The sequence below is a fragment of the Pseudomonas sp. JS3066 genome (assembly GCF_036328175.1).
Taxonomy (GTDB): domain Bacteria; phylum Pseudomonadota; class Gammaproteobacteria; order Pseudomonadales; family Pseudomonadaceae; genus Metapseudomonas.
Genome location: NZ_CP143313.1, coordinates 62503 through 84360, shown reverse-complemented (window position 1 = coordinate 84360; position 21858 = coordinate 62503). Strand labels below are relative to the sequence as shown.

General features: G+C 64.4%; 23 protein-coding genes and 1 pseudogene. 10 read left to right on the top strand and 14 right to left on the bottom strand.

The annotated features are described in order from the left end of the window. Positions 1–7: 7 nt before the first annotated feature. The 13 genes from SA496_RS28950 to SA496_RS28890 form a co-directional block, all read right to left on the bottom strand. Complete coding sequence (locus tag SA496_RS28950) at positions 8–595, bottom strand: TrbM/KikA/MpfK family conjugal transfer protein (RefSeq protein WP_010890138.1); 588 nt, start codon at positions 593–595, stop codon at positions 8–10. Positions 596–612: 17 nt separating this feature from the next. Beyond that, positions 613–2334: a P-type conjugative transfer protein TrbL gene (gene trbL, locus SA496_RS28945; protein ID WP_330115684.1), complete on the bottom strand. Its 1722-nt coding sequence runs from the start codon at positions 2332–2334 to the stop codon at positions 613–615. Between the two features lie 10 nt (positions 2335–2344). Then, entirely contained in the window at positions 2345–2572 is a 228-nt protein-coding gene (gene trbK, locus SA496_RS28940; RefSeq protein WP_000644148.1) for an entry exclusion lipoprotein TrbK, read from the bottom strand. Positions 2573–2581: 9 nt separating this feature from the next. After that, positions 2582–3346, bottom strand: coding sequence for a P-type conjugative transfer protein TrbJ (gene trbJ, locus SA496_RS28935; RefSeq protein WP_010890135.1), 765 nt, complete (start codon positions 3344–3346; stop codon positions 2582–2584). A 20-nt stretch (positions 3347–3366) separates the two neighbouring features. After that, the gene (locus SA496_RS28930) at positions 3367–4788 is read right to left on the bottom strand and encodes a TrbI/VirB10 family protein (protein WP_011114050.1); all 1422 of its coding nucleotides are present in this window, start codon (positions 4786–4788) and stop codon (positions 3367–3369) included. Positions 4789–4792: 4 nt separating this feature from the next. Next, complete coding sequence (locus SA496_RS28925) at positions 4793–5281, bottom strand: conjugal transfer protein TrbH (RefSeq protein ID WP_006122479.1); 489 nt, start codon at positions 5279–5281, stop codon at positions 4793–4795. Positions 5282–5283: 2 nt separating this feature from the next. Beyond that, positions 5284–6183 carry a P-type conjugative transfer protein TrbG gene (gene trbG, locus SA496_RS28920; RefSeq protein ID WP_006122480.1) on the bottom strand — a complete coding sequence of 300 codons (900 nt, stop codon included), beginning with the start codon at positions 6181–6183 and terminating at the stop codon, positions 5284–5286. Positions 6184–6200: 17 nt separating this feature from the next. After that, positions 6201–6983, bottom strand: a complete 783-nt coding sequence (locus SA496_RS28915) for a conjugal transfer protein TrbF (protein ID WP_011114048.1) — start codon at positions 6981–6983, stop codon at positions 6201–6203. Continuing rightward, on the bottom strand, positions 6980–9538 hold the full coding sequence (locus tag SA496_RS28910) for a VirB4 family type IV secretion/conjugal transfer ATPase (RefSeq protein ID WP_011114047.1): 2559 nt from the start codon (positions 9536–9538) through the stop codon (positions 6980–6982). Before SA496_RS28910 ends, SA496_RS28915 begins: the two co-directional genes overlap by 4 nt. Next, a complete protein-coding gene (locus SA496_RS28905; protein ID WP_001207961.1) occupies positions 9535–9846 on the bottom strand; it encodes a conjugal transfer protein TrbD in 312 nt (103 codons plus the stop codon). Before SA496_RS28905 ends, SA496_RS28910 begins: the two co-directional genes overlap by 4 nt. A 3-nt stretch (positions 9847–9849) precedes the next feature. Next, positions 9850–10314, bottom strand: coding sequence for a conjugal transfer system pilin TrbC (gene trbC, locus SA496_RS28900; RefSeq protein ID WP_011114046.1), 465 nt, complete (start codon positions 10312–10314; stop codon positions 9850–9852). Positions 10315–10330: 16 nt separating this feature from the next. Further along, positions 10331–11293 (bottom strand): P-type conjugative transfer ATPase TrbB, encoded by a 963-nt coding sequence (gene trbB / locus SA496_RS28895; protein ID WP_000132020.1) that lies wholly within the window; start codon positions 11291–11293, stop codon positions 10331–10333. A 309-nt stretch (positions 11294–11602) separates the two neighbouring features. Continuing rightward, complete coding sequence (locus SA496_RS28890; RefSeq protein WP_011114045.1) at positions 11603–11965, bottom strand: transcriptional regulator; 363 nt, start codon at positions 11963–11965, stop codon at positions 11603–11605. A gap of 113 nt (positions 11966–12078) precedes the next feature. On the opposite strand from SA496_RS28890, the gene SA496_RS28885 reads away from it, so the two are divergent. Further along, complete coding sequence (locus SA496_RS28885; protein WP_000019167.1) at positions 12079–12420, top strand: single-stranded DNA-binding protein; 342 nt, start codon at positions 12079–12081, stop codon at positions 12418–12420. A 46-nt stretch (positions 12421–12466) separates the two neighbouring features. Further along, positions 12467–13687 (top strand): plasmid replication initiator TrfA, encoded by a 1221-nt coding sequence (trfA, locus tag SA496_RS28880; RefSeq protein WP_011114072.1) that lies wholly within the window; start codon positions 12467–12469, stop codon positions 13685–13687. Between the two features lie 112 nt (positions 13688–13799). Here trfA and SA496_RS28875 read toward each other — a convergent pair whose 3' ends face one another. Continuing rightward, a complete protein-coding gene (locus tag SA496_RS28875) occupies positions 13800–14234 on the bottom strand; it encodes a mercury resistance transcriptional regulator MerR (protein WP_003131969.1) in 435 nt (144 codons plus the stop codon). A 71-nt stretch (positions 14235–14305) separates the two neighbouring features. Here SA496_RS28875 and merT point away from each other — a divergent pair, with 71 nt between their 5' ends. The 8 genes and pseudogenes from merT to SA496_RS28835 form a co-directional block, all read left to right on the top strand. Further along, a complete protein-coding gene (gene merT / locus SA496_RS28870) occupies positions 14306–14656 on the top strand; it encodes a mercuric ion transporter MerT (protein WP_003131974.1) in 351 nt (116 codons plus the stop codon). Between the two features lie 12 nt (positions 14657–14668). After that, entirely contained in the window at positions 14669–14944 is a 276-nt protein-coding gene (gene merP, locus SA496_RS28865; RefSeq protein ID WP_003131987.1) for a mercury resistance system periplasmic binding protein MerP, read from the top strand. 71 nt (positions 14945–15015) lie between these two features. Further along, the gene (gene merA / locus SA496_RS28860; protein WP_003158917.1) at positions 15016–16701 is read left to right on the top strand and encodes a mercury(II) reductase; all 1686 of its coding nucleotides are present in this window, start codon (positions 15016–15018) and stop codon (positions 16699–16701) included. A gap of 17 nt (positions 16702–16718) precedes the next feature. Then, positions 16719–17084, top strand: a complete 366-nt coding sequence (gene merD / locus SA496_RS28855; RefSeq protein WP_000995360.1) for a mercury resistance co-regulator MerD — start codon at positions 16719–16721, stop codon at positions 17082–17084. Then, a complete protein-coding gene (gene merE, locus SA496_RS28850) occupies positions 17081–17317 on the top strand; it encodes a broad-spectrum mercury transporter MerE (protein WP_003132004.1) in 237 nt (78 codons plus the stop codon). The genes merD and merE overlap by 4 nt, the downstream gene beginning before the upstream one ends. Beyond that, complete coding sequence (locus SA496_RS28845) at positions 17314–18303, top strand: DUF3330 domain-containing protein (protein ID WP_003132006.1); 990 nt, start codon at positions 17314–17316, stop codon at positions 18301–18303. The genes merE and SA496_RS28845 overlap by 4 nt, the downstream gene beginning before the upstream one ends. 130 nt (positions 18304–18433) lie before the next feature. Then, on the top strand, positions 18434–18994 hold the full coding sequence (locus SA496_RS28840; protein ID WP_003124096.1) for a recombinase family protein: 561 nt from the start codon (positions 18434–18436) through the stop codon (positions 18992–18994). A gap of 2 nt (positions 18995–18996) precedes the next feature. Beyond that, positions 18997–21729: pseudogene (locus SA496_RS28835) on the top strand (Tn3 family transposase); the annotation flags it as partial. Positions 21730–21858 lie beyond the last annotated feature (129 nt).

The following is a 21858-nucleotide window of genomic DNA, read 5'->3' as shown; positions in this document are numbered from 1 at the left end:
CCCTCCCTCAGTTCAGCCAGGACTGACGGCGGCGCTCTTCGTCCTCGCGCCGGATGCGTTCGTTGTACTCGGCCAAGGCGCGGTCATAGTCGCGCGCTTCGACCCAATACCCGCCCCGCTCTGGCGTCCCGACATAGCGCGGCAGCGTGCCGCTGCTGGCGAAGTCGGTGTAGGCGTGGCCGGTGTAGGCCCCGCAGTAGTCAGGCAACTGGTTGCTGATGTACGTGCGCCCATCGTCGTAGCCGCCCGTCCACATCACCAACGTCGAGTTCAGCGACTGCGCGTCGCACCGGCCAGCGCCGCGCGAGATCGCCGACACGAGCGACTGCATTTCCGGCGTCTGGCTCGCCACCGGGCAAAGCTGGAGGAAGTTCAGGCGGGCGCGGATCGTGTCCGACAGCTTGCGCTTCGTGATGTTGAAGTACCGCGACAGCGACGGCGTGCATTCGCTCGGGCGCGTGCCCGACGACAGGCACAGGATCGCCTCGCAGGCCAGGCGCGTGTCGCCGGTCAGCACGTCTTGCGCGCTGGCCGTGCCGGCGGTCGATCCGAGGGCTGCCACGAGGGCGGCCAGGGCAAACAGTTTCTTCTTCATGGTTGGACTCTCCTTGGTTACGCAGTTGTGCCGTCGCGGCCTTGCTCGCGGTTGGCGAACGCAGCTACTTCGGACTCGGGATCGGCATCGGCAGGGCCGCCTGCCAGGCTGTTGTCGCCGAAGCTCGGCGCGGGCTGCTGGTCGGGCACGTCGATGTTCTCGGCCGTGCCGCTTCCTTGCGCCTTGATCGCGGCGGCGATCTTTCCGCCAGTGGTGTCGGCGATCCGCTCGGCTGCGGCTTCGCGCAGGCTCGCGGCTTTGGCCTTGGCAACATCGGCGGTTCCCTTCGCCAAGTTCGCGCCGGCGTCGGCGGCGATGCGGCCGGCCGTGCCGAGGGCCGATGCGGCCGATGCGAGCAAGCCGGGGCCGGTGCTGCCCGGTGCGGCCTGCTGCCCTTGCCCTGCCCCGCCGGCGGGCTTGGGTTCGTTCTTGGCGGCCTTGTCGGCACTGCTGCCGGTGCTGGCCGTCGAGCCGCTGCCCTGACCGCCGGCACCGCCCTTGTCACCGCCCTTGTCGCCACCCTTCGAGCCGCCCGAGCTGCTGCCGGTCGAGGTGCTGCCGCCACCCGACGACGAGCCGCCACCGGAGCCGCCGCTAAAGCCCGCAGCCTGCGCGAACGGCGTGCCGCCGGTGCCGGCGTCGCCACCGCCACCGCCCGAACCACCGCCCGAGCTGCCACCACCAGAGAAGGCCGACATAACGTCCGTGCCTGCCGACACGTTCTCATTGGCCTTCGAGAAGGCGGCCATGACGGCAGAGGCACCACCGGCGGCCGAGGCTGCGCCGGCGGCCAGAGCGGCGCCGCCGGTCGCGGCCGCTGCTGCTGCCATGCCTGCGGCACCCAACGCAGCACCTGCACCGAACTGGCCGATGCCGGCACCGCCCACGCTCGCGCCGGTGATGATCCCGGCGATGAGCGGCGGAATCTTGTTGACCAACGCCAAGAGGATGATGACGACGATCAGCATCACGCCCATTTCCTTGAGGCTGATGCCGGCGCTCATGCGCGAGTAGTAGTCATCGAGGAAGGTCTTGCCGATGCCCACCAGGAGCACCATTGCGAAGAGCTGCGCGGCCACGCCCAGGACGACCTTGTAGTAGTTGATCGCCATGTCGGAAGTCCAGCGCGAACCACCGAAGCCGAGGAAGAACACGCCGCCGTAGGCGAGCACCCAGCCCGACGCGAGCAGCAGAAGCATATTCACACCGACCAGGGCCAGGATGACCAGGATCGCCACGGCCATGAGGATGCCGGCCATGCTGTCCACCGGCGACCACACCGAGGACTGATCCATCACCTTGTCGAAGATCGCAAAGCCCACGTCCACGATGCCCGAGGGCGACAGAGCATTGCCCAGGCCCGTCGCGTTGCCGGCGAGCTGCCGCAACGACGCATAGATGGACGAGGCGAAGTTAGGGCCGTTGGTTAGCGCCCACCAGAAGAAGCCGGTAAAGATCGTGAAGCGGACGAACTCCGCGAAGAACTCGCCAATGTCGGCCTTGCGCAAGGCCATCATGCCGAACGTCCAGACCATCGAGATCACAACCAGCGTCCAGAAGAGCCAGGTTGCGGCCGTGGTGATGACACCGGCCCAGCCGCTCGCGGCGGCCTGGTAGCGATCCAGCACGCTATCGAACACGCCGGCGTTGTCGATGGCCGCGTGGGCATCGACCGCGAAGAACGCCAGCCAGACGAACAGCGGCAGGGCGAGGGTTTTTAGATTGGCTGGCATTCTCATCGTCAGCACCTCACCATTCGCGTTTCGGGCTGGGCTTGAAATCCCCACCACGACGCAAGCACAGCGACGAAAAAGCCTGCTGGACGCCCTTGTCCTCGATCTTGGCGATGTTCTCGGGCTTGCAGTTCTCGTCGTTCACTTCCGGCATGGGGGCCGTGGCCGGCTTGTTGTCGCAGCCGGCGACCAAGGCCGCCACGAGGGCGGCCGAGGCCAAGGACAGAGCCTTGATTGCTTTCATGAATCCCCCTTACCAGGTGCGCGCCGGGCTGGCCCGGTAGCTGCCCTGGCGCAGTTGTGCGGCCGCTGCCGCCTGCTGGGCTTCCTTGTCGGCGTCGGCCTGCATCTTGGTTGCCATCGCGTTCTGCTGCGCGATCAGCAGGCCACGAATCTGCAAGAGCTGGTTGGCCTGCTGGCTGGCGAGCTGGTTGGCGTAGCCGATGGCCTGCATTTGGCCCTGCGCGCCCTGCGCTGCCGATTGAAGACGCTGCAACGTCGCTGCATCGGCCGTGAGATTCGTTTGCTGCCTATCGAGGCCCTTGAACAAGGCATCGTTGGCCTTCTTCTGCGACTCGCTCGCGAGCTGGGCCACATTCCGAAGTGCTGCGCGTTCCGCGTCGGAGCACCCTGCCGCCGTAAAGCACGGCGAGTTCTTGTAGTAGTTCACGTCCTGGAACTTGCCGATGTAGCTGTCCAGGCTGCCGAGTTGGGTCTTGTAGTAATCCAGCGTGTTGACCGCGTTCATCAACCCGTTGATGGTCGATTGCGCCTGATCCCAGATATACGCGGCCGGGGCCATCGTGTTCTGGAGTTGGTTTTGATACTGCTGGAGCTGGGTGCTGTACTGCTCAATTTGCTTGAGCGTCTGGGCCACCGATTCGATGGCCGTCATGATGTTCTGCGACAGGTTGGTGCCGTCGATGACGGGGATGCCAGCCTGCACAGGTGTGACCGCCAGCGTGCTCGAAACAGCAATGACGAGGGCCAATTTAGCGGCTAAAAACTTCGGCTTCATGGTGCTTTTCTCCTATGGCGTTAGTAATCGAAGGAACGGTACGGCTTGGAAAACGTCATGTCCTTCGTGACCACGACGTTGAAGCGATACCCCGGCCGAATTTCCAGCGTCGGCGAAATGCTCAGGTTCTTGGCGATGAGTTGCGCCGTAACCTGGCCGAGCTGCTGGCCGAGGGCTTCGCTTAGGGCACTGCTGGCGCTCGGTGCGCCATAGGTGTTTGTGGCCTGGTTCTGGCGTTGGCTGTAGGTGATGCCTGCTGTCACGCCGGACATGAGGAAGGCCGAGCCGAACAGGCGCACATAGTGGTTGTTCACCTGGTCGTGGAAGCCCGCGTATCCCGCGCTGTCCGCGCCTGGCATCGCGCCAATGTCCATCGCCTTGCCATCGGGGAACACGATGCGTTGCCACGCAACCAGCACGCGCGCTTGGCCGTAGGCCACGTCGCTCGAATACGAGCCGACGAGGCGCGATCCCTGCGGGATCAACAGGTGCTTGCCGGTCGGTGTGTCGTACACGTCCTGCGCGACCTGGGCCATGATTTGGCCCGGCAGATCGGAGTTGATGCCCGAAATGAGCGTGGCCGGCACGACGAAGCCCGCGCGCAGCTCGAACGGTGTGCGCGGCGCTTCCGGCTGCGAATCCAGCTTCCAGCGGTCGCCCTGCCCACCTTGGCCGAACTGCGCCATGCTGTTGCGCCCGCCGCCGCTGGTCGAGGTTTGCAGGAGCTGCGGCGCACCGCCCGCGCCCATGCCGCCGGCGGCCGGAGCCGCGCCGCCACCACCGACGCCCATGCCGCGAATCTGCGCCAGGCGTGCTTGATAGGCGGCGGTCGGATCGTTGCTGCGCTGCGCGTCGATTTGCTGCTGCACCGCTGCGATGCGGTTCAGCATTTCATCGCGCGTCTGCGGCGTGCCGGTGTAGGTGCTCGGGCCACCCGGCGCGGAGCCGTTGCTACGCGGGGCATCCACGCGCACGGTGGTCTTGGCCTTCACGGCTTCGCCGAACATCTGCATCTTCGCCATGCGGATGCGCTGGGCCTCGTCGTCGTTCACCGGCTGGCCCGGGTTGCCGGGGTTGGCCGGCGGGGCCGGCGGCGCGTCCGGGTTGGACGGCCGCGCGATCTCCAGCGGAGCCGACGCCGGGCCGGTCGGCATGTCGGGCACCTTGAGCGGGCTTGCCGGCTCGATCAAGCCGCCGGTCTTGTCGCCTGCGATCTCCTTGGCGAACATCGACGTGTTGCCGGCCTTCTCCTTGGGGCCGTCCGCCGGCGCGTTCTGCTTGGCCGCGCGATCCGCCGCGACCAGGGCCATGACCAGCACGAACGACAGCAGGACGCCGCCGAGGATGTACATGGGCATGTTGTTGACGCGACGGACGCCCGCCTTCTTGGACACTTCGCCAGGCGAAGCGTCAGGTGCCATCTGATCGGCGTTTTCTGTCATGGCGTCACTCCTTGCGCACCCAGTACCCGGCCGGCGCGAACGTGCCGTTTTGCGCCAGGTAAGGGCGGGTGATGGATTGATTGCCGACCATCAAGGTCAGGCGGTACAGGTTCGAGTCGCCAGCCTGGTCGAGCACGTAGCGCAACGGCAGGCCGCCCGACGCGGCCGTGGTGGCCGGTGCGCTCGCCTGCGATGCCGCCGAGGCCGGGGCCTGCGTGGAAGCGCCGGCCGGGGCGTACTCCAGGAGGGCATAGCCCTTGTCGCGCAGCGACTTGACGAGCGCCTGGCCGAACGGATCGGGCGTCGGCTGTTGCAGCTCCAGGCGCGTGCGCGCCGGCGCGTACAGCGTGGCGAGCTGCTGCACCGCGTCGGTGGCGAGCTTCTGCTGATCGAGCGCGGCCGACTGGACGAAGTTGCCGTACTGGCTGGTGGTTGCGCAGCCGCCGAGGCCCAGGGCGAGGGCGAGCAGCGCGAGAGAGACGATCTTGCGCATGGTCACTTCCTCCGGCTGATGGTCACGCGGTCTTGGCTACTGCCAACACCGGCAATCAGGATCGCGCGGTCAAACACCGTGTCCACGATGTAGCGATTGCCCTGCACGCGGTAATTGACCAGCACCGTTTCGTCGTCGGTGAACAAGCCGCCCTCTTTGCGCACGACCAGGAGCGTCGGCGCTTCGGTCTGCTGCATCGTGCCGGGCATTTCGATGATGGTCTTGCGGCCATCGTTGTAGACGCGCACAGGCTTCCAGCTCGCCGACCCGGACAGCTCATAGTCGAACGAGAGATCGCCCAGGTACTCGCCCGTCGCCGGCAGGGTGTTGTCGGTGCGTTCCTGCTTCTCGCGGCGCTGGATCGCGTCCCACTTGGCTTGCGCTTCCTCGGGGTACGTGAACGAGACTTGCGGCATGTACTCGGTGCGATGCGAGCGCAGGCGGAAGTGGTAGCTGCGGCGGTTCGTGGTCACAACCAGGCTGGTTTCGAGGCCCACGTCCATCGGCTTGATGATGAGGTGCTGAACCTCGGTCGCGCCGCTGCCGGTGATGGCCGGTTCCACCGTCCACCTGGCCGTGTCGCCCAGGTTGATCGAGTTCACTTGTTCGCCGGGCTGCAAGGCCACGTCGCACACCTGGAGCACCGCGCAAACGATGCTCGGCTGCTGCGCGCCGTACACGAACTTGATGGCACCGCCCGAGCCGGCCACCGGCTTGATGCCGGTCGCCGACCCCGCTTCCCACCGTTTGGCGATGGCGAGCGCCGCGCGCTCTTGAGCGGTCAGCGTCGGGTTGGTCTTGTTGAAATACTTGTCGGCAATGTCGTCGCCAGGGGCGGCCAGAGCCAGGGAGGGCACCGCCACAGCAGCGCCCACGATCAAAGCGGAGAGGGTTTTCTTCATGGTGGATGACCTCGAATTCATTGGATGCGGGACCAGGAGTAATCACGCACGTAGATGCTCAACGGGTTGTTCCGCAGTTGCTCATCGGTGGTGTTGGGCGTGACCTCGGCGATGTAGGTAGTCACGAGCGCGCGCCAGGTGACGGGCTGACCTTTCAGCGTGCCTTGGCGGTCGCGCGTGGTTTCCACCCACTCGACTTGCCAGGTGTCGGGCGTTTGCGGGATGACGGTCTTGATCTCGACGCTGACCATTTCCTTCTCGGCGCGCTTGAACGGGCTGGAATCGGGCGTGCCGTTCAACCACTCGTTCATCTTTGGCGTCGCCGGATCGTTGGGGGCGAGCATCGAGTACGCCTTGAACACGCACTTGCGCTGCAAGGCCACGTCAGGCGACACCATGCGCGCGCAGCTCATCCAGTCCGCAACGGCGGCGTGGATGACACGCGGATCGGCCTTCCCTGCGGCCTGCACCGGGCCGGCGGCCACCGTCTGGCCCAGCTTGTCCACCTCGACCACGTAGGGGATGAACTTCGACTGGCTGCCGATGTGGATCACGCCACCCACGCCGGCCAGCGCGATCAACAGCGACAGGATGCCTATCACCTGCCAGGTTTGGCGCTGCGAGACGACGCTGCCCACGTGATCGTTCCAGGTGCGGCGCGCGGCCAGGTAGGGGTTCTCGGCCTCGCCCGCACGGCGGCCGCCGGCGAGCGGTTCCTTCGAGCGGCGCGGATCGCGCGGCTCGGCGGAGTTGGCGGGCTTCTTGAAGATCAAGCCCTTGAGGGTGTCGGCGATGCTCATGCGGCCTCCAGGTAGTCGTTGAGATTCAGCCCACGGCCGGCCAGCCACTCATGCACCCATTCGTGGCCGAACTTGGCTTCGAGGCTCTTGATGGTGGCGACCGATTCCTTGTCGGACGCACCGACGAAGGCCAGGGCCATCGGCCCCAGGGCAAGGTCATAGAGACGGCGGCCGTTCTCCGAGACGTAGTAGTACTGACGCTTCGGAATGGCAGTCGCCAGGATTTCGATCTGACGCGCGTTGAGGCCCATACGGCGATAGAGCGCCGATGTGTCCTCATCCCTGGCGTAGACGTTAGGCAGGAAAATCTTGGTCGCGGTCGATTCCACGATCACGTCCAAGATGCCCGAGTTGGCCGCGTCGGAGAGGCTTTGCGTCGCCATCAGCACAAGGCAGTTGGCCTTGCGCAGCACCTTGAGCCATTCCCTGATCTTGGCGCGGAACGCGGGGTGGCCCAGCATCAACCAGGCTTCGTCCAGGATGATGACGGAGGGCTGGCCTTTCAGTGCGCGCTCGATGCGGCGGAACAGGTAGAGCAGCACCGGCAGCGCGAACTTCTCGCCCAGGTTCATCAGCTCTTCGATCTCGAACACCGTGAAGTCGGACAGCGACAGGCCGTCCTCTTCGGCGTCGAGCAGGTGGCCCATCGAGCCGTCCACCGTGTACTGCTTGATGGCCTCGCGGATCGCCTCGTCCTGAATCGTCACCGAGAACTCGGAGAGCGTGCGCGCGCCGCTGGCGTGCATGCTCATGATCGCGTTGCCGATCTCGTTGCGCTGCGCCGGCGTGGTGTTGACGCCGTTCAACGCCAGGATGGTGTCGATCCACTCCATCGCCCAGGCCCTATCCCCCTTCGTTTCGAGGAACTGGAGCGGGCAGAACGCCAGGCGGTCATCGTCGGCGGCCACCGTGAAATGCAGGCCGCTCTTGCCCTTCGTGGCCGCGCGGATGCCGGCCGCGAGTGGGTACATCGACATGCCCTTGTCGAAGGCGTAGATCGACATGCCGGCGTAGCGACGGAGCTGCGCGGCGATGATGCCCAGGTGCGTCGATTTGCCTGCGCCGGTCGGGCCGAACATGAAGGTGTGGCCCAGGTCGCGCACGTGCAGGTTCAGGCGGAACGGCGTAGCGCCCACCGTCACGCAGTGCATGAGCGCCGGCGACAGCGGCGGGTACATCGGGCACGGAGCCGTGGCGCTGCCCGTCCAGATCGAGCTTGTCGGCAGCAGGTCGGCCAGGTTCATCGTGTTGATGAGCGGCCGGCGCACGTTCTCGACGCCGTGGCCGGGCAAGCTGCCCAGGTACGCATCGAGCGTGTTGATCGTCTCGATACGGGCCGCGAAGGCCAGGCGGTTGACGGCCTTCTCGACCAGGAGCGCGGAGGCCGCCAGGCGCTCCCGATCCTCGTCCATCAGCACGACTACGCTGGTGTAGTAGCCGGCCGCCACCAAGCCGCTGTTGACCTCGGCGATGGCCGCCTCGGCGTCGCCGACCATCGCGGCCGCGTCCTGGTTGATCGAGCCGGTATTCGTGTTGAACACCTGATCGAAGAAGCCGCGAATCTTCTGCTTCCACTTCTTGCGGAACTTGTCCAGGTGCTTCAAGGACTCGTGCTGATCCATGAAGATGAAGCGGCTCGACCAGCGGTATTCGCTGGGCAGCTCGGCCAGGGCCGAGAGCACCCCAGGCGTTGACTCCAAGGGGAAGCCTTCGATGGCGACCACCTGGATGAACTTGCGCCCGATCTTGGGCACGACGCCGCCCCACAGCTCTTGCCCGCCGATTACCGCATCGAGGTACATCGGATTGCTGGGCAGCATGACCGGGTGATGGAGGCCCGTCACGCAGAACTGCAACCAGCTCAGGAAGTCATCGTGCGTGACTTCCCTGCCCTCTTCCGACACGACTTTTTGGCCGCGCAGGCGCGTCATCTTGACCGCCGAGGACAGGCGCGATTCCAGGCTGGTGATCTCGCGCTTGAACTGCGCAATCAGGCCCGTAGTGCGCGCCGTATGGTCGGGAGCCACCGCATCGTCATCGAACATGAGTTCGACAAACTTGCGCTGGGCCAGCACTGGCGGGAACCACGTGACGGTCAGGACAAAGTAGCCCTCGAACATCGCGCCCAGGCCCTCGAACAAGCGCCGGCGTTCCTCGTCAATGGCGAAGGAAACGGAGTCGGGGAACGATGACACGCCCCGCTCCGAGTAGTTCGGCGCAGGCCGACGCACAGCATCGACATGCACCATCCAGCCGTTCCCCAGGCCCGCCAGGGCCTGGTTGATGCGGAACGACACCATTTCCCGCTGTTCCTCGGTGCTGCTGGCGTTGTCATCACCCTTGTACAGCCAGGCGGCCATAAAGGAGCCGTTCTTGCCCACGATCACGCCGTCATCGACCACGGCGGCGTAATTGAGCAGATCGGCCAGGCCGGCATCCTTGGCGCGATGCTTCTTGAGCTTCAGCTCGGCATCGACAGCCCGGATGCGGGCAAAGAGGATGAGCAACAGAACCGCACCGAGCACAGCAATGGCAATTGCGATTGCTTCGATCATTTGTATTGCTTCCCTTGACTCGGCGTGTTGTCACGGAAGGGCGTGCTGCGAGCCGGGTAGTACGGCTTGTACCGGCGGTGCCGCAGGTACACGTGTCGCAGCTTCGGATCGGCCTTCGCCATGAGGCGCAGCGCGAAGAGCGCGCCGAACCACAAGGCGATGCCGAACACCGTTGCCCTCACTTCTTGGGCGCTGAAAATCAGCGCGCCGGCCAGCAGGCCCGAGAACATCACCAGCTCACGATCCCCGCCCATGAACAGGTTTTCTCGGTTGCCGGCCCTACGGATGGGGATCGCGCGCAGAGCCATGACTTACCCCGCGATGTGGCCGCGCTCGGCCCAGCGCATGACGGCTTCGCCGGGGAAGCCGGCCACGTCCAGCGCGGCGACCTTGACCTGGTGCAGCGCGCCATCGGTCAGGGCGGCGATTTCCGCGCCACGGCCGAAGAACGTGCTCATCATGTTCTGCGCGCCGACCAGCAGGGCCATGACCAGGACGATGAAGATCAACGTGCGGAAGAAGCCGTTGAGTTCGCCGCCGAAGATCAGGATGCCGCCGGCGACCACGATGCCGATGATCGACAGCGCGAAGGCCACCGGGCCGGTGACGGAGTTGCGGAGGTTGGTCAGCCAGCTCTCATACGGCAGAGAGCCGCCGGTGCCCTCGGAGGCGAATGCGTGCTGGGGGGCCAGCAGGAAGAACGCCAGGAGGGCGAAGAGGCCCATGTAGAACAGGGCGTTGCGGTTGAGGCGGAATGCCGGGAAGGTTGCTTGCATTGGTCGTAACTCCTAGTCAGAGGGTTTTGGTGATGTACTGGCCGTTGGCGAACCCGGAAACCTCCAAGATTTCCTGGATGCGCCGCGAGCCTTCGACGCGGGCGATATGAACAACCACGTGAACCGCCTCGCCGATAAGCGGTTCAATGGGTTTCGGGGAATCGGGGTGCATGCTGATGAGCATGGCGAGCCGATCCAATCCAGCTTTGGCGTTGTTTGCGTGCAGGGTTGCAGCACCTCCTTCGTGCCCGGTGTTCCAGGCCATCAACAGATCAAGGGCTTCGGGGCCGCGCACCTCGCCGACCAGGATTCGGTCGGGGCGCATGCGGAGGGTGGTTTTCAGCAGCGCCGTCATGTTCACGTCGATGCTGGTGTGGTACTGGACGTAGTTCTCGGCGGCGCACTGGATTTCGCCGGTGTCCTCGATGATGAAAACCCGCTCGGTCGGGTCTTGAATCACCATCTCGTTGATGATCGCGTTCACCAGCGTGGTCTTGCCCGAGCCGGTGCCGCCGATCACAAGGATGTTCCGGTGCGCGCGCACCGCTGCAATCAATGCCTCGCGCTGCGGCGCGGTCATGATTCCGCGTTCGACGTACTGATCGAGCGTGAAGATGGCGACGGCCTTCTTCCGAATGGCGAAGGTGGGTGCGGGCACAACCGGCGGGAGCTGGCCGGCGAAGCGACTGCCATCAAGGGGCAGCTCGCCTTCCAGGATCGGCTTGGAGCGCGTGACTTCCTTGCCGTGGTAGCCCGCGATGGTTTCGATGATGGCTTGCGCCTGCGCGACGCGCAGCGTGCCGATGCACTTCATCGGCTCGCCCAGGCGTTCGAGCCAGAGCTTGCCGTCCGCGTTGAGCATGATTTCAACGGTCTTGGGATCGTTGAGGGCGGCCAGCAGCTCCGGCCCCATGTCGCGTTCGAGCTTCTTCTTCGCCCGTTCCTTGATGCTGTTGTGTTCTGGTTTCTGGTCGGTCATTCCGTATGCCCTGTATGCCGTTGCGTTTCGCGCATTCTACACAGGTTCATACGATATACCGAACTAATTTCGACCGCAACACCGAAGCGCACAAGGGTGACTTCGGCCGCGACGTTGCATCGCGGATTGCAGGGGCGAAAGAGGCGACAACGCGGCGCATGCTCCGTGCGCCCTCGCGCCGAACCCGTGGCGTTTGCGTTATGGGTTGTCCGGGGGTTGAGCCACCCCGGCGGGCTTTAGCGGCTAAAACTTGGCTGGCTCTTGTGGCTCAGTTCCGCGCCGCTTCCCTTCCCTTCTCACATCCTGGCGTCAACTCCCTCTAAGTTTCTTCCTTGTCGCTTCGCCCCACTTCTTGACGATGAACGCCTGGTGTTCTGGCAGCACGGCCGCCACGCGCTCGAAGCCTGGCGGCAGGCTTCGGGGTGCCTTGCCGCCGGCCAGGGTGTCAAGGGCTTCTTTGTCCAGGTCGGTCGATTCAAGCAGGAGCGGCAGGGGAGTTTCAAGGGCCTGCGCAATGTCCTCCATCACCTTTAGGGAGGGGTTGGCTTTGCCAGTAGTGAGATCGGACAGGAAGGAGATCGAAACCCCCGACCTGTCCGATAGCTCCTTTTTCGTCATGTGCCGCTCATCGAGCAGCCGGAGCACGTTCGTGAAGAAGATGTAGTTGTACAAGGCCCGTATGCCTTCTCGGTGCGGGCGGCAGAAAATTTTAGCCGCTAAAGTTCTTGACCACGGACGCAGGTTTAGCTAAACTGACGACTCCATTAGCGAAAGGAGCATGACGAATGAGCCACAACCTGTTCCAGTTTATCGGTAATCTTACCCGCGATACCGACGTTCGCCATAGCGAAAACAGCGCCCGCGCCGTTTTCGACCTGGCTGTCAATCGCGTGTGGCGCAACGCAGCCGGTGCGAAGCAGGAGCAGACGGACTTCTTCCGCATCAAGTCGTTCGGCGGCCTGGCCGAGAACGCGGGCAAGTACCTGGGCAAAGGCTCCAAGGTGTTCGTCCAGGGCCGCATCGAGCCGACGAAGTACGAGAAGGACGGCAAGACCGAATACGGCTTCGATTTCATCGCCGAGGAAATCGAATACCTGGACACCAAAGCGCCAGGCGGCGGCCAGTAAGGCCAGGCCCGGCCACGGCCGGGCAGTATGCTAGGAGGGAGATTAGATGCAGAACGAGTTCAACGAGCAGGAATACAGGCGCAAGCTCATCGAGGGCGGGCTTAGCGAAGCCGACGCCACCGACCTTGCCGCCCGTACCGCCGCCGCTCGCAGGGACTCGGGCAGCGCCGGCGGGGCCTTCCGCCCCGCCGGTTCCCTCTTCGAGCTGCCGGCCACGGCCGGCGACAACGAGGCGGCTTTGCCGCCGAAGCTACCGACGCCGGCAAGTGCCGCCGTCGAGCGATCCGAGCGCATGGCGCAGGAATCGGCCGAGCTTGCGCGCACGATGGGCCTGCCGCCCGAACCGCGCACCGCCGTGAACAAGATGGCCGAGCAGATCGGCGCGCTGGCCCAGGACAAACGGAGTAGTGCGATGGCGACCAAGAAGCGAACGGCCGGCGGTGAGCTGGCCGAGAAGGTCAGCGAGGCCAAGCAGACGGCCTTGCTCAAGCACACGAAGCAGCAGATCAAGGACATGCAGCTCTCGCTGTTCGACCTGGCTCCCTGGCCGGATCACATGCGGGCACTGCCCAACGACTTCGGGCGGTCGGCGATCTTCACCGTCCGCAACAAGAAGGTGCCGCGCGCCGCGCTGCAAGGCCAGTCGATCTACCACGTCAACAAAGACGTGGAGATCACCTACACCGGGATCGAGCTGCGCGCCGACGACGACGAGCTGGTATTCGCCCAGGTGCTGGAGTACGCGAAGCGCACCGCGCTCGGAGAGCCGGTTTCCTTCACGTTCTACGAGCTTTGCCAGGACTTGGACTGGTCAATCAACGGTCGGTACTACACAAGGGCCGAGGAATGCCTGACGCGGCTCCAGGCGTCGGCCATGCAGTTCTCATCCCAACGCATCGGCCGGCTCGAATCGGTGTCGCTGATCCGGCGCTTCCGCGTCCTGGATCGCGGCAAGCGCACGTCGCGCTGCCAGGTCGAGATCGACGCCGAAATCGTGGTGCTGTTCGCCGGCGACCACTACACGAAATTCGTGTGGGAGAAGTACCGCAAGCTGTCGCCCACCGCGCGGCGCATGTTCGACTACTTCGCCACCCACAAGGAGCCGTACCCGCTCAAGCTGGAGACGTTCCGGCTGATGTGCGGCTCGGATTCCACCCGGCCGAAGAAGTGGCGCGAGCAGGTAGGCGAAGCGTGCGACGAGCTGCGCGAAAACGGCCTGGTCGAAAGTGCGTGGGTGAACGACGACCTGGTGCATTGCAAGCGGTGATCGCCCCCCTGCCCTCCCCTGGAGCCGCCCGAGATCGAGGCGGCTTTTTTTCTCGAGCATCGCCACTTCCGGCGAGGCAGGGGTCGTCTCAGAAAACGGAAAATAAAGCACGCTAAGGCATAGCCGAACCTGCCAAGCTTGCTCCACCCTGTAGTGACGCGATCAGCGGGCAGGAAACGTTCCCCCTTCGCGCATGGCAGGCGCACACCAACTCAGACAGCACGGCCTCCATGCGCGCCAGGTCAGCCATTTTCTCGCGCACGTCCTTGAGCTTGTGCTCGGCCAGACTGCTGGCTTCCTCGCAATGGGTGCCATCCTCCAGCCGCAGCAGCTCGGCGATCTCATCCAGGCTGAAGCCCAGCCGCTGGGCTGATTTCACGAAGCGCACCCGCGTTACATCCGCCTCGCCATAGCGGCGGATGCTGCCATAGGGCTTGTCAGGCTCCAGCAACAAGCCCTTGCGCTGATAGAAACGGATGGTCTCCACATTGACCCCGGCCGCCTTGGCGAAAACGCCAATGGTCAGGTTCTCCAAATTGTTTTCCATATCGCTTGACTCCGTACATGAGTACGGAAGTAAGGTTACGCTATCCAATTTCAATTCGAAAGGACAAGCGCATGTCTGAACCAAAAACCGGGCGCGGCGCGCTCTTCACTGGAGGGCTTGCCGCCATCCTCGCCTCGGCTTGCTGCCTCGGGCCGTTGGTTCTGATCGCCTTGGGGTTCAGCGGCGCTTGGATCGGCAACTTGGCGGTGTTGGAACCCTATCGCCCCATCTTTATCGGCGTGGCGCTGGTGGCGTTGTTCTTCGCCTGGCGGCGCATCTACCGGCAGGCAGCGGCCTGCAAACCGGGTGAGGTCTGCGCGATTCCCCAAGTGCGAGCTACTTACAAGCTCATTTTCTGGATCGTGGCCGCGCTGGTTCTGGTCGCGCTCGGATTTCCCTACGTCATGCCATTTTTCTACTGATCGGAGTTCACCATGAAGAAACTGTTTGCCTCCCTCGCCCTCGCCGCCGTTGTTGCCCCCGTCTGGGCCGCCACCCAGACCGTCACGCTGTCCGTACCGGGCATGACCTGCTCCGCCTGCCCGATCACTGTCAAGAAGGCGATTTCCAAGGTCGAAGGCGTCAGCAAAGTTGACGTGACTTTCGAGACACGCCAAGCGGTCGTCACCTTCGACGATGCCAAGACCAGCGTGCAGAAGCTGACCAAGGCAACCGCAGACGCGGGCTATCCGTCCAGCGTCAAGCAGTGAGTCACTGAAAACGGCACCGCAGCACAACGGACGTCATTGTCTGGCGCCACAAACGATAAAGGATCTGTTGCATGACCCATCTAAAAATCACCGGCATGACTTGCGACTCGTGCGCGGCGCACGTCAAGGAAGCGCTGGAAAAAGTGCCAGGCGTGCAGTCGGCGCTGGTGTCCTATCCGAAGGGCACAGCGCAACTCGCCATCGTGCCGGGCACATCGCCGGACGCGCTGACTGCCGCCGTGGCCGGACTGGGCTACAAGGCAACGCTAGCCGATGCGCCACTGGCGGACAACCGCGTCGGACTGCTCGACAAGGTGCGGGGATGGATGGCCGCCGCCGAAAAGCACAGTGGCAACGAGCCCCCGGTGCAGGTAGCGGTCATTGGCAGCGGTGGAGCCGCGATGGCGGCGGCGCTGAAAGCCGTCGAGCAAGGCGCGCAGGTCACGCTGATCGAGCGCGGCACCATCGGCGGCACCTGCGTCAATGTCGGCTGTGTGCCGTCCAAGATCATGATCCGCGCCGCCCACATCGCCCATCTGCGCCGGGAAAGCCCGTTCGATGGCGGTATTGCGGCAACTGTGCCTACGATTGACCGCAGTAAGCTGCTGGCCCAGCAGCAGGCCCGCGTCGACGAACTGCGGCACGCCAAGTACGAAGGCATCCTGGGCGGTAATCCGGCCATCACCGTTGTGCACGGTGAGGCGCGCTTCAAGGACGACCAGAGCCTTACCGTCCGTTTGAACGAGGGTGGCGAGCGCGTCGTGATGTTCGACCGCTGCCTGGTCGCCACGGGTGCCAGCCCGGCGGTCCCGCCGATTCCGGGCTTGAAAGAGTCACCCTACTGGACTTCCACCGAGGCCCTGGCGAGCGACACCATTCCCGAACGCCTTGCCGTAATCGGCTCGTCGGTGGTGGCGCTGGAGCTGGCGCAAGCCTTTGCCCGGCTGGGCAGCAAGGTCACGGTCCTGGCGCGCAATACCTTGTTCTTCCGTGAAGACCCGGCCATCGGCGAGGCGGTGACAGCCGCTTTCCGTGCCGAGGGCATCGAGGTGCTGGAGCACACGCAAGCCAGCCAGGTCGCCCATATGGACGGTGAATTCGTGCTGACCACCACGCACGGTGAATTGCGCGCCGACAAACTGCTGGTTGCCACCGGTCGGACACCGAACACGCGCAGCCTCGCGCTGGACGCAGCGGGGGTCACTGTCAATGCGCAAGGTGCCATCGCCATCGACCAAGGCATGCGCACGAGCAACCCGAACATCTACGCGGCCGGCGACTGCACCGACCAGCCGCAGTTCGTCTATGTGGCGGCAGCGGCCGGCACCCGTGCCGCGATCAACATGACCGGCGGCGATGCGGCGCTCGACCTGACCGCAATGCCGGCCGTGGTGTTCACCGATCCGCAAGTGGCGACCGTGGGCTACAGCGAGGCGGAAGCCCACCACGACGGGATCGAGACCGACAGCCGCACCTTGACCTTGGACAACGTGCCGCGTGCGCTCGCCAACTTCGACACACGCGGCTTCATCAAGTTGGTTATCGAGGAAGGCAGCCATCGGCTGATCGGCGTACAGGCGGTCGCGCCGGAAGCGGGTGAACTGATCCAGACGGCGGCTCTGGCCATTCGCAACCGCATGACGGTGCAGGAACTGGCCGACCAGTTGTTCCCCTACCTGACGATGGTCGAGGGGTTGAAGCTCGCGGCGCAGACCTTCAACAAGGATGTGAAGCAGCTTTCCTGCTGCGCCGGGTGAGAAAAAGGAGGTGTTCAATGAACGCCTACACGGTGTCCCGGCTGGCTCTTGATGCCGGGGTGAGCGTGCATATCGTGCGCGACTACCTGCTGCGCGGATTGCTGCGCCCGGTGGCGTGCACACCAGGCGGCTACGGCTTGTTCGATGACGCCGCCTTGCAACGGCTGTGCTTCGTGCGGGCGGCCTTCGAGGCGGGCATCGGCCTCGACGCGCTGGCGCGGCTGTGCCGGGCGCTGGATGCGGCGGACGGCGACGAAGCGGCCGCGCAGCTTGCCCTGCTGCGTCAGTTCGTCGAGCGTCGGCGCGAAGCGTTGGCCGATCTGGAAGTGCAGTTGGCCACCCTGCCGACCGAGCCGGCACAGCACGCGGAGAGTCTGCCATGAACAACCCCGAGCGCTTGCCGTCCGAGACGCACAAACCGATCACCGGCTACCTGTGGGGCGGACTGGCTGTGCTGACTTGCCCCTGCCACCTGCCCATCCTCGCTGTCGTGCTGGCCGGCACAACCGCCGGTGCTTTCCTCGGCGAGCATTGGGTCATCGCGGCGCTCGGTTTGACCGGCCTGTTCCTTCTGTCCCTGTCGCGGGCGTTGCGGGCATTCAGGGAAAGAGAATGAGCGCTTTCCGGCCGGATGGATGGACGACGCCGGAACTGGCCCAAGCGGTCGAGCGCGGGCAGCTTGAACTGCACTACCAGCCCGTCGTCGATCTGCGCAGTGGTGGGATTGTCGGCGCGGAAGCCCTGTTGCGCTGGCGTCATCCGACGCTTGGACTATTGCCACCGGGCCAGTTCCTGCCCGTGGTCGAATCGTCCGGCCTGATGCCTGAAATCGGCGCTTGGGTGCTGGGCGAAGCCTGCCGCCAGATGCGTGACTGGCGAATGCTGGCATGGCGACCGTTCCGGCTGGCCGTCAATGTTTCGGCGAGCCAAGTGGGACCGGACTTCGACGGGTGGGTAAAGGGCGTGCTGGCTGATGCCGAGTTGCCCGCCGAGTATCTCGAAATCGAGCTGACCGAATCGGTCGCGTTTGGTGATCCGGCGATCTTCCCCGCCCTGGACGCCTTGCGGCAGATCGGTGTGCGCTTCGCCGCCGATGACTTCGGGACGGGGTATTCCTGTCTGCAACATCTGAAGTGCTGCCCAATCAGCACGCTCAAGATCGACCAATCGTTTGTCGCCGGGCTCGCCAACGACCGCCGCGACCAAACCATCGTGCACACCGTGATTCAGCTTGCGCACGGGCTGGGCATGGATGTGGTGGCTGAAGGCGTGGAAACATCGGCGAGTCTTGATCTATTGCGACAAGCGGACTGCGACACAGGACAAGGCTTCCTGTTCGCGAAGCCAATGCCGGCGGCGGCATTCGCCGTCTTCGTCAGTCAATGGAGGGGTGCCACCATGAATGCAAGTGACTCGACCACCACCAGTTGCTGCGTGTGCTGCAAGGAAATCCCGCTCGATGCCGCCTTCACCCCGGAAGGCGCGGAATACGTCGAGCACTTCTGCGGGTTGGAGTGTTATCAACGCTTCGAAGCGCGTGCCAAGACAGGGAACGAAACCGATGCCGATCCGAACGCCTGCGACTCGCTACCGTCAGATTGAGGCATACCCTAACTTGGCGTCAGACCATCCGGCGCTAAATCGTCAGAATAGAGTTGCCTTCCGAATTGATTGACATGCGCCGTCAAGGGTCATAGATTTCTTCCTGACACATTTCCCTCAGGAGGATACCTTGCACGGTCAGCGCATCGGTTACGTCCGCGTCAGCAGCTTCGACCAGAACCCAGAACGGCAGCTCGAACAGATCCAGGTGGATAAAGTGTTCACCGACAAGGCGTCGGGCAAGGACACACGGCGGCCCGAACTGGAACGGCTGCTCGCCTTCGTGCGCGAAGGCGACACGGTCGTGGTGCACAGCATGGATCGTCTGGCGCGCAACCTCGACGACCTGCGCCGCCTGGTGCAGGGCCTCACCCAGCGCGGCGTACGCATCGAGTTCCTTAAGGAGCATTTGACCTTCACCGGCGAGGACTCGCCGATGGCGAACCTGATGCTGTCGGTAATGGGCGCGTTCGCCGAGTTCGAACGCGCCTTGATCCGCGAGCGGCAGCGCGAGGGCATCGCGCTCGCCAAGCAGCGCGGGGCCTACCGTGGCAGGAAGAAATCCCTGTCGTCTGAGCGTATTGCCGAACTGCGCCAACGTGTCGAGGCTGGCGAGCAAAAGACCAAGCTGGCTCGTGAATTCGGAATCAGTCGCGAAACCCTGTATCAATACTTGAGAACGGATCAGTAAATATGCCACGTCGTTCAATCCTGTCCGCCGCCGAGCGCGAAAGCCTGCTGGCGTTGCCGGACACCAAGGATGAGTTGATCCGTCACTACACGTTCAGCGAAACCGACCTCTCCATCATCCGGCAGCGGCGCGGCCCGGCCAACCGGCTGGGCTTCGCCGTGCAGCTCTGTTACCTGCGCTTTCCTGGTGTCATCCTGGGCGTCGATGAGCCGCCGTTTCCGCCCTTGTTGAAACTGGTCGCCGACCAGCTCAAGGTCAGCGTCGAAAGCTGGGACGAATACGGGCAGCGGGAGCAGACCCGGCGCGAGCACCTGGTCGAACTGCAAACGGTGTTCGGCTTCCAGCCCTTTACCATGGGCCACTACCGGCAGGCCGTCCAGTTGCTGACCGAGATGGCCTTGCAGACCGACAAGGGCATCGTGCTGGCCAGCACCTTGATCGAGCACCTGCGGCAGCAGTCGGTCATTCTGCCTGCCCTCAACGCCGTCGAGCGGGCGAGCGCCGAAGCAATCACCCGCGCCAACCGGCGCATCTACGATGCCTTGGCCGAACCGCTGTCGGACGCGCATCGCCGCCGCCTCGACGATCTGCTCAAGCGTCGGGACAACGGCAAAACGACCTGGCTGGCCTGGCTGCGCCAATCGCCCGTCAAACCGAATTCGCGGCACATGCTGGAACACATCGAACGCCTCAAAGCGTGGCAGGCGCTCGACCTGCCTTCTGGCATCGAGCGGTCGGTGCACCAGAACCGCCTGCTCAAGATCGCCCGTGAGGGTGGCCAGATGACGCCCGCCGACCTGGCCAAGTTCGAGGCGCAGCGACGCTATGCCACCCTGGTGGCGCTTGCCATCGAGGGCATGGCCACCGTCACCGACGAAATCATCGACCTGCACGACCGCATCCTGGGCAAGCTGTTCAACGCCGCCAAGAACAAGCATCAGCAGCAATTCCAGGCGTCCGGCAAGGCGATCAACGCCAAGGTGCGGTTGTTCGGCCGCATCGGCCAGGCGCTGATCGAGGCCAAGCAGGCGGGCCGCGATCCGTTCGCCGCCATCGAGGCCGTCATGTCCTGGGATGCCTTCGCCGAGAGCGTCACCGAAGCGCAGAAGCTTGCGCAGCCCGAGGACTTCGATTTCCTGCACCGCATCGGCGAAAGCTACGCCACGCTGCGCCGCTACGCGCCGGAATTCCTTGCCGTGCTCAAGCTGCGGGCCGCTCCCGCCGCGAAGGACGTGCTCGACGCCATCGAGGTGCTGCGCGGCATGAACAGCGACAACGCCCGCAAGGTGCCCGCCGACGCGCCGACCGAGTTCATCAAGCCGCGCTGGCAGAAGCTGGTCATGACCGACACCGGCATCGACCGGCGCTACTACGAACTGTGCGCGCTGTCGGAGATGAAGAACGCGTTGCGTTCCGGCGACATCTGGGTGCAGGGGTCGCGCCAGTTCAAGGACTTCGAGGACTACCTGGTGCCGCCCGCGAAATTCGCCAGCCTCAAGCAGGCCAGCGAATTGCCGCTGGCCGTGGCCACCGACTGCAACCGGTACCTGAACGACCGGCTGACGCTGCTGGAAACACAGCTTGCCACCGTCAACCGTATGGCGACGGCCAACGAGCTGCCGGACGCCATCATCACCGAGTCAGGCTTGAAGATCACGCCGCTCGACGCGGCGGTACCCGACACCGCCCAAGCGCTGATCGACCAGACGGCAATGATCCTGCCGCACGTCAAGATCACCGAACTGCTGCTGGAGGTGGACGAATGGACGGGCTTCACTCGGCATTTCGCGCATCTGAAATCGGGCGACCCGGCCAAAGACAAGAACCTGTTGCTGACCACGATCCTCGCCGACGCGATCAACCTGGGCCTGACCAAGATGGCGGAGTCTTGCCCCGGCACGACCTACGCCAAGCTGGCTTGGCTGCAAGCCTGGCACATCCGCGACGAAACCTACGGGGCGGCGCTGGCCGATCTGGTCAACGCACAGTTCCGCCATCCCTTCGCCGAGCACTGGGGCGACGGCACCACCTCATCGTCGGACGGCCAGAACTTCCGCACCGGCAGCAAGGCCGAGAGCACCGGCCACATCAACCCGAAATACGGGAGCAGCCCAGGGCGGACGTTCTACACCCACATTTCTGACCAGTACGCGCCATTTCACACCAAGGTCGTGAACGTCGGCGTGCGCGATTCGACCTACGTGCTCGACGGCCTGCTGTACCACGAGTCCGACTTGCGGATCGAGGAGCATTACACCGACACGGCGGGCTTCACCGATCACGTCTTCGCCCTGATGCACCTCCTGGGCTTCCGCTTCGCGCCGCGCATCCGCGACCTGGGCGACACCAAGCTCTACATCCCGAAGGGCGACGCCGCCTATGACGCGCTGAAACCCATGATCGGCGGCACGCTCAACATCAAGCACGTCCGCGCCCATTGGGACGAAATCCTGCGGCTGGCCACCTCGATCAAGCAGGGCACGGTGACGGCCTCCCTGATGCTCCGAAAGCTCGGCAGCTACCCACGCCAGAACGGCCTGGCCGTGGCGCTCCGCGAGCTGGGCCGCATCGAGCGCACGCTGTTCATCCTGGACTGGCTGCAAAGCGTGGAACTGCGCCGCCGCGTGCATGCCGGCCTGAACAAGGGCGAGGCGCGCAATGCGCTGGCCAGGGCAGTGTTTTTCAACCGCCTGGGTGAAATCCGCGACCGCAGTTTCGAGCAGCAGCGCTACCGGGGGGTCTCCTCGTTTTCAGTGCAATAAGTGACGGTACGCAAAGCTAGCACTGGCGCGGGGGTGGTCTGGGTAGACCGTTGATTTCATTGACTTTCCTGTTCGCTTTGTAAACGGGTATGGTGGCCTCCC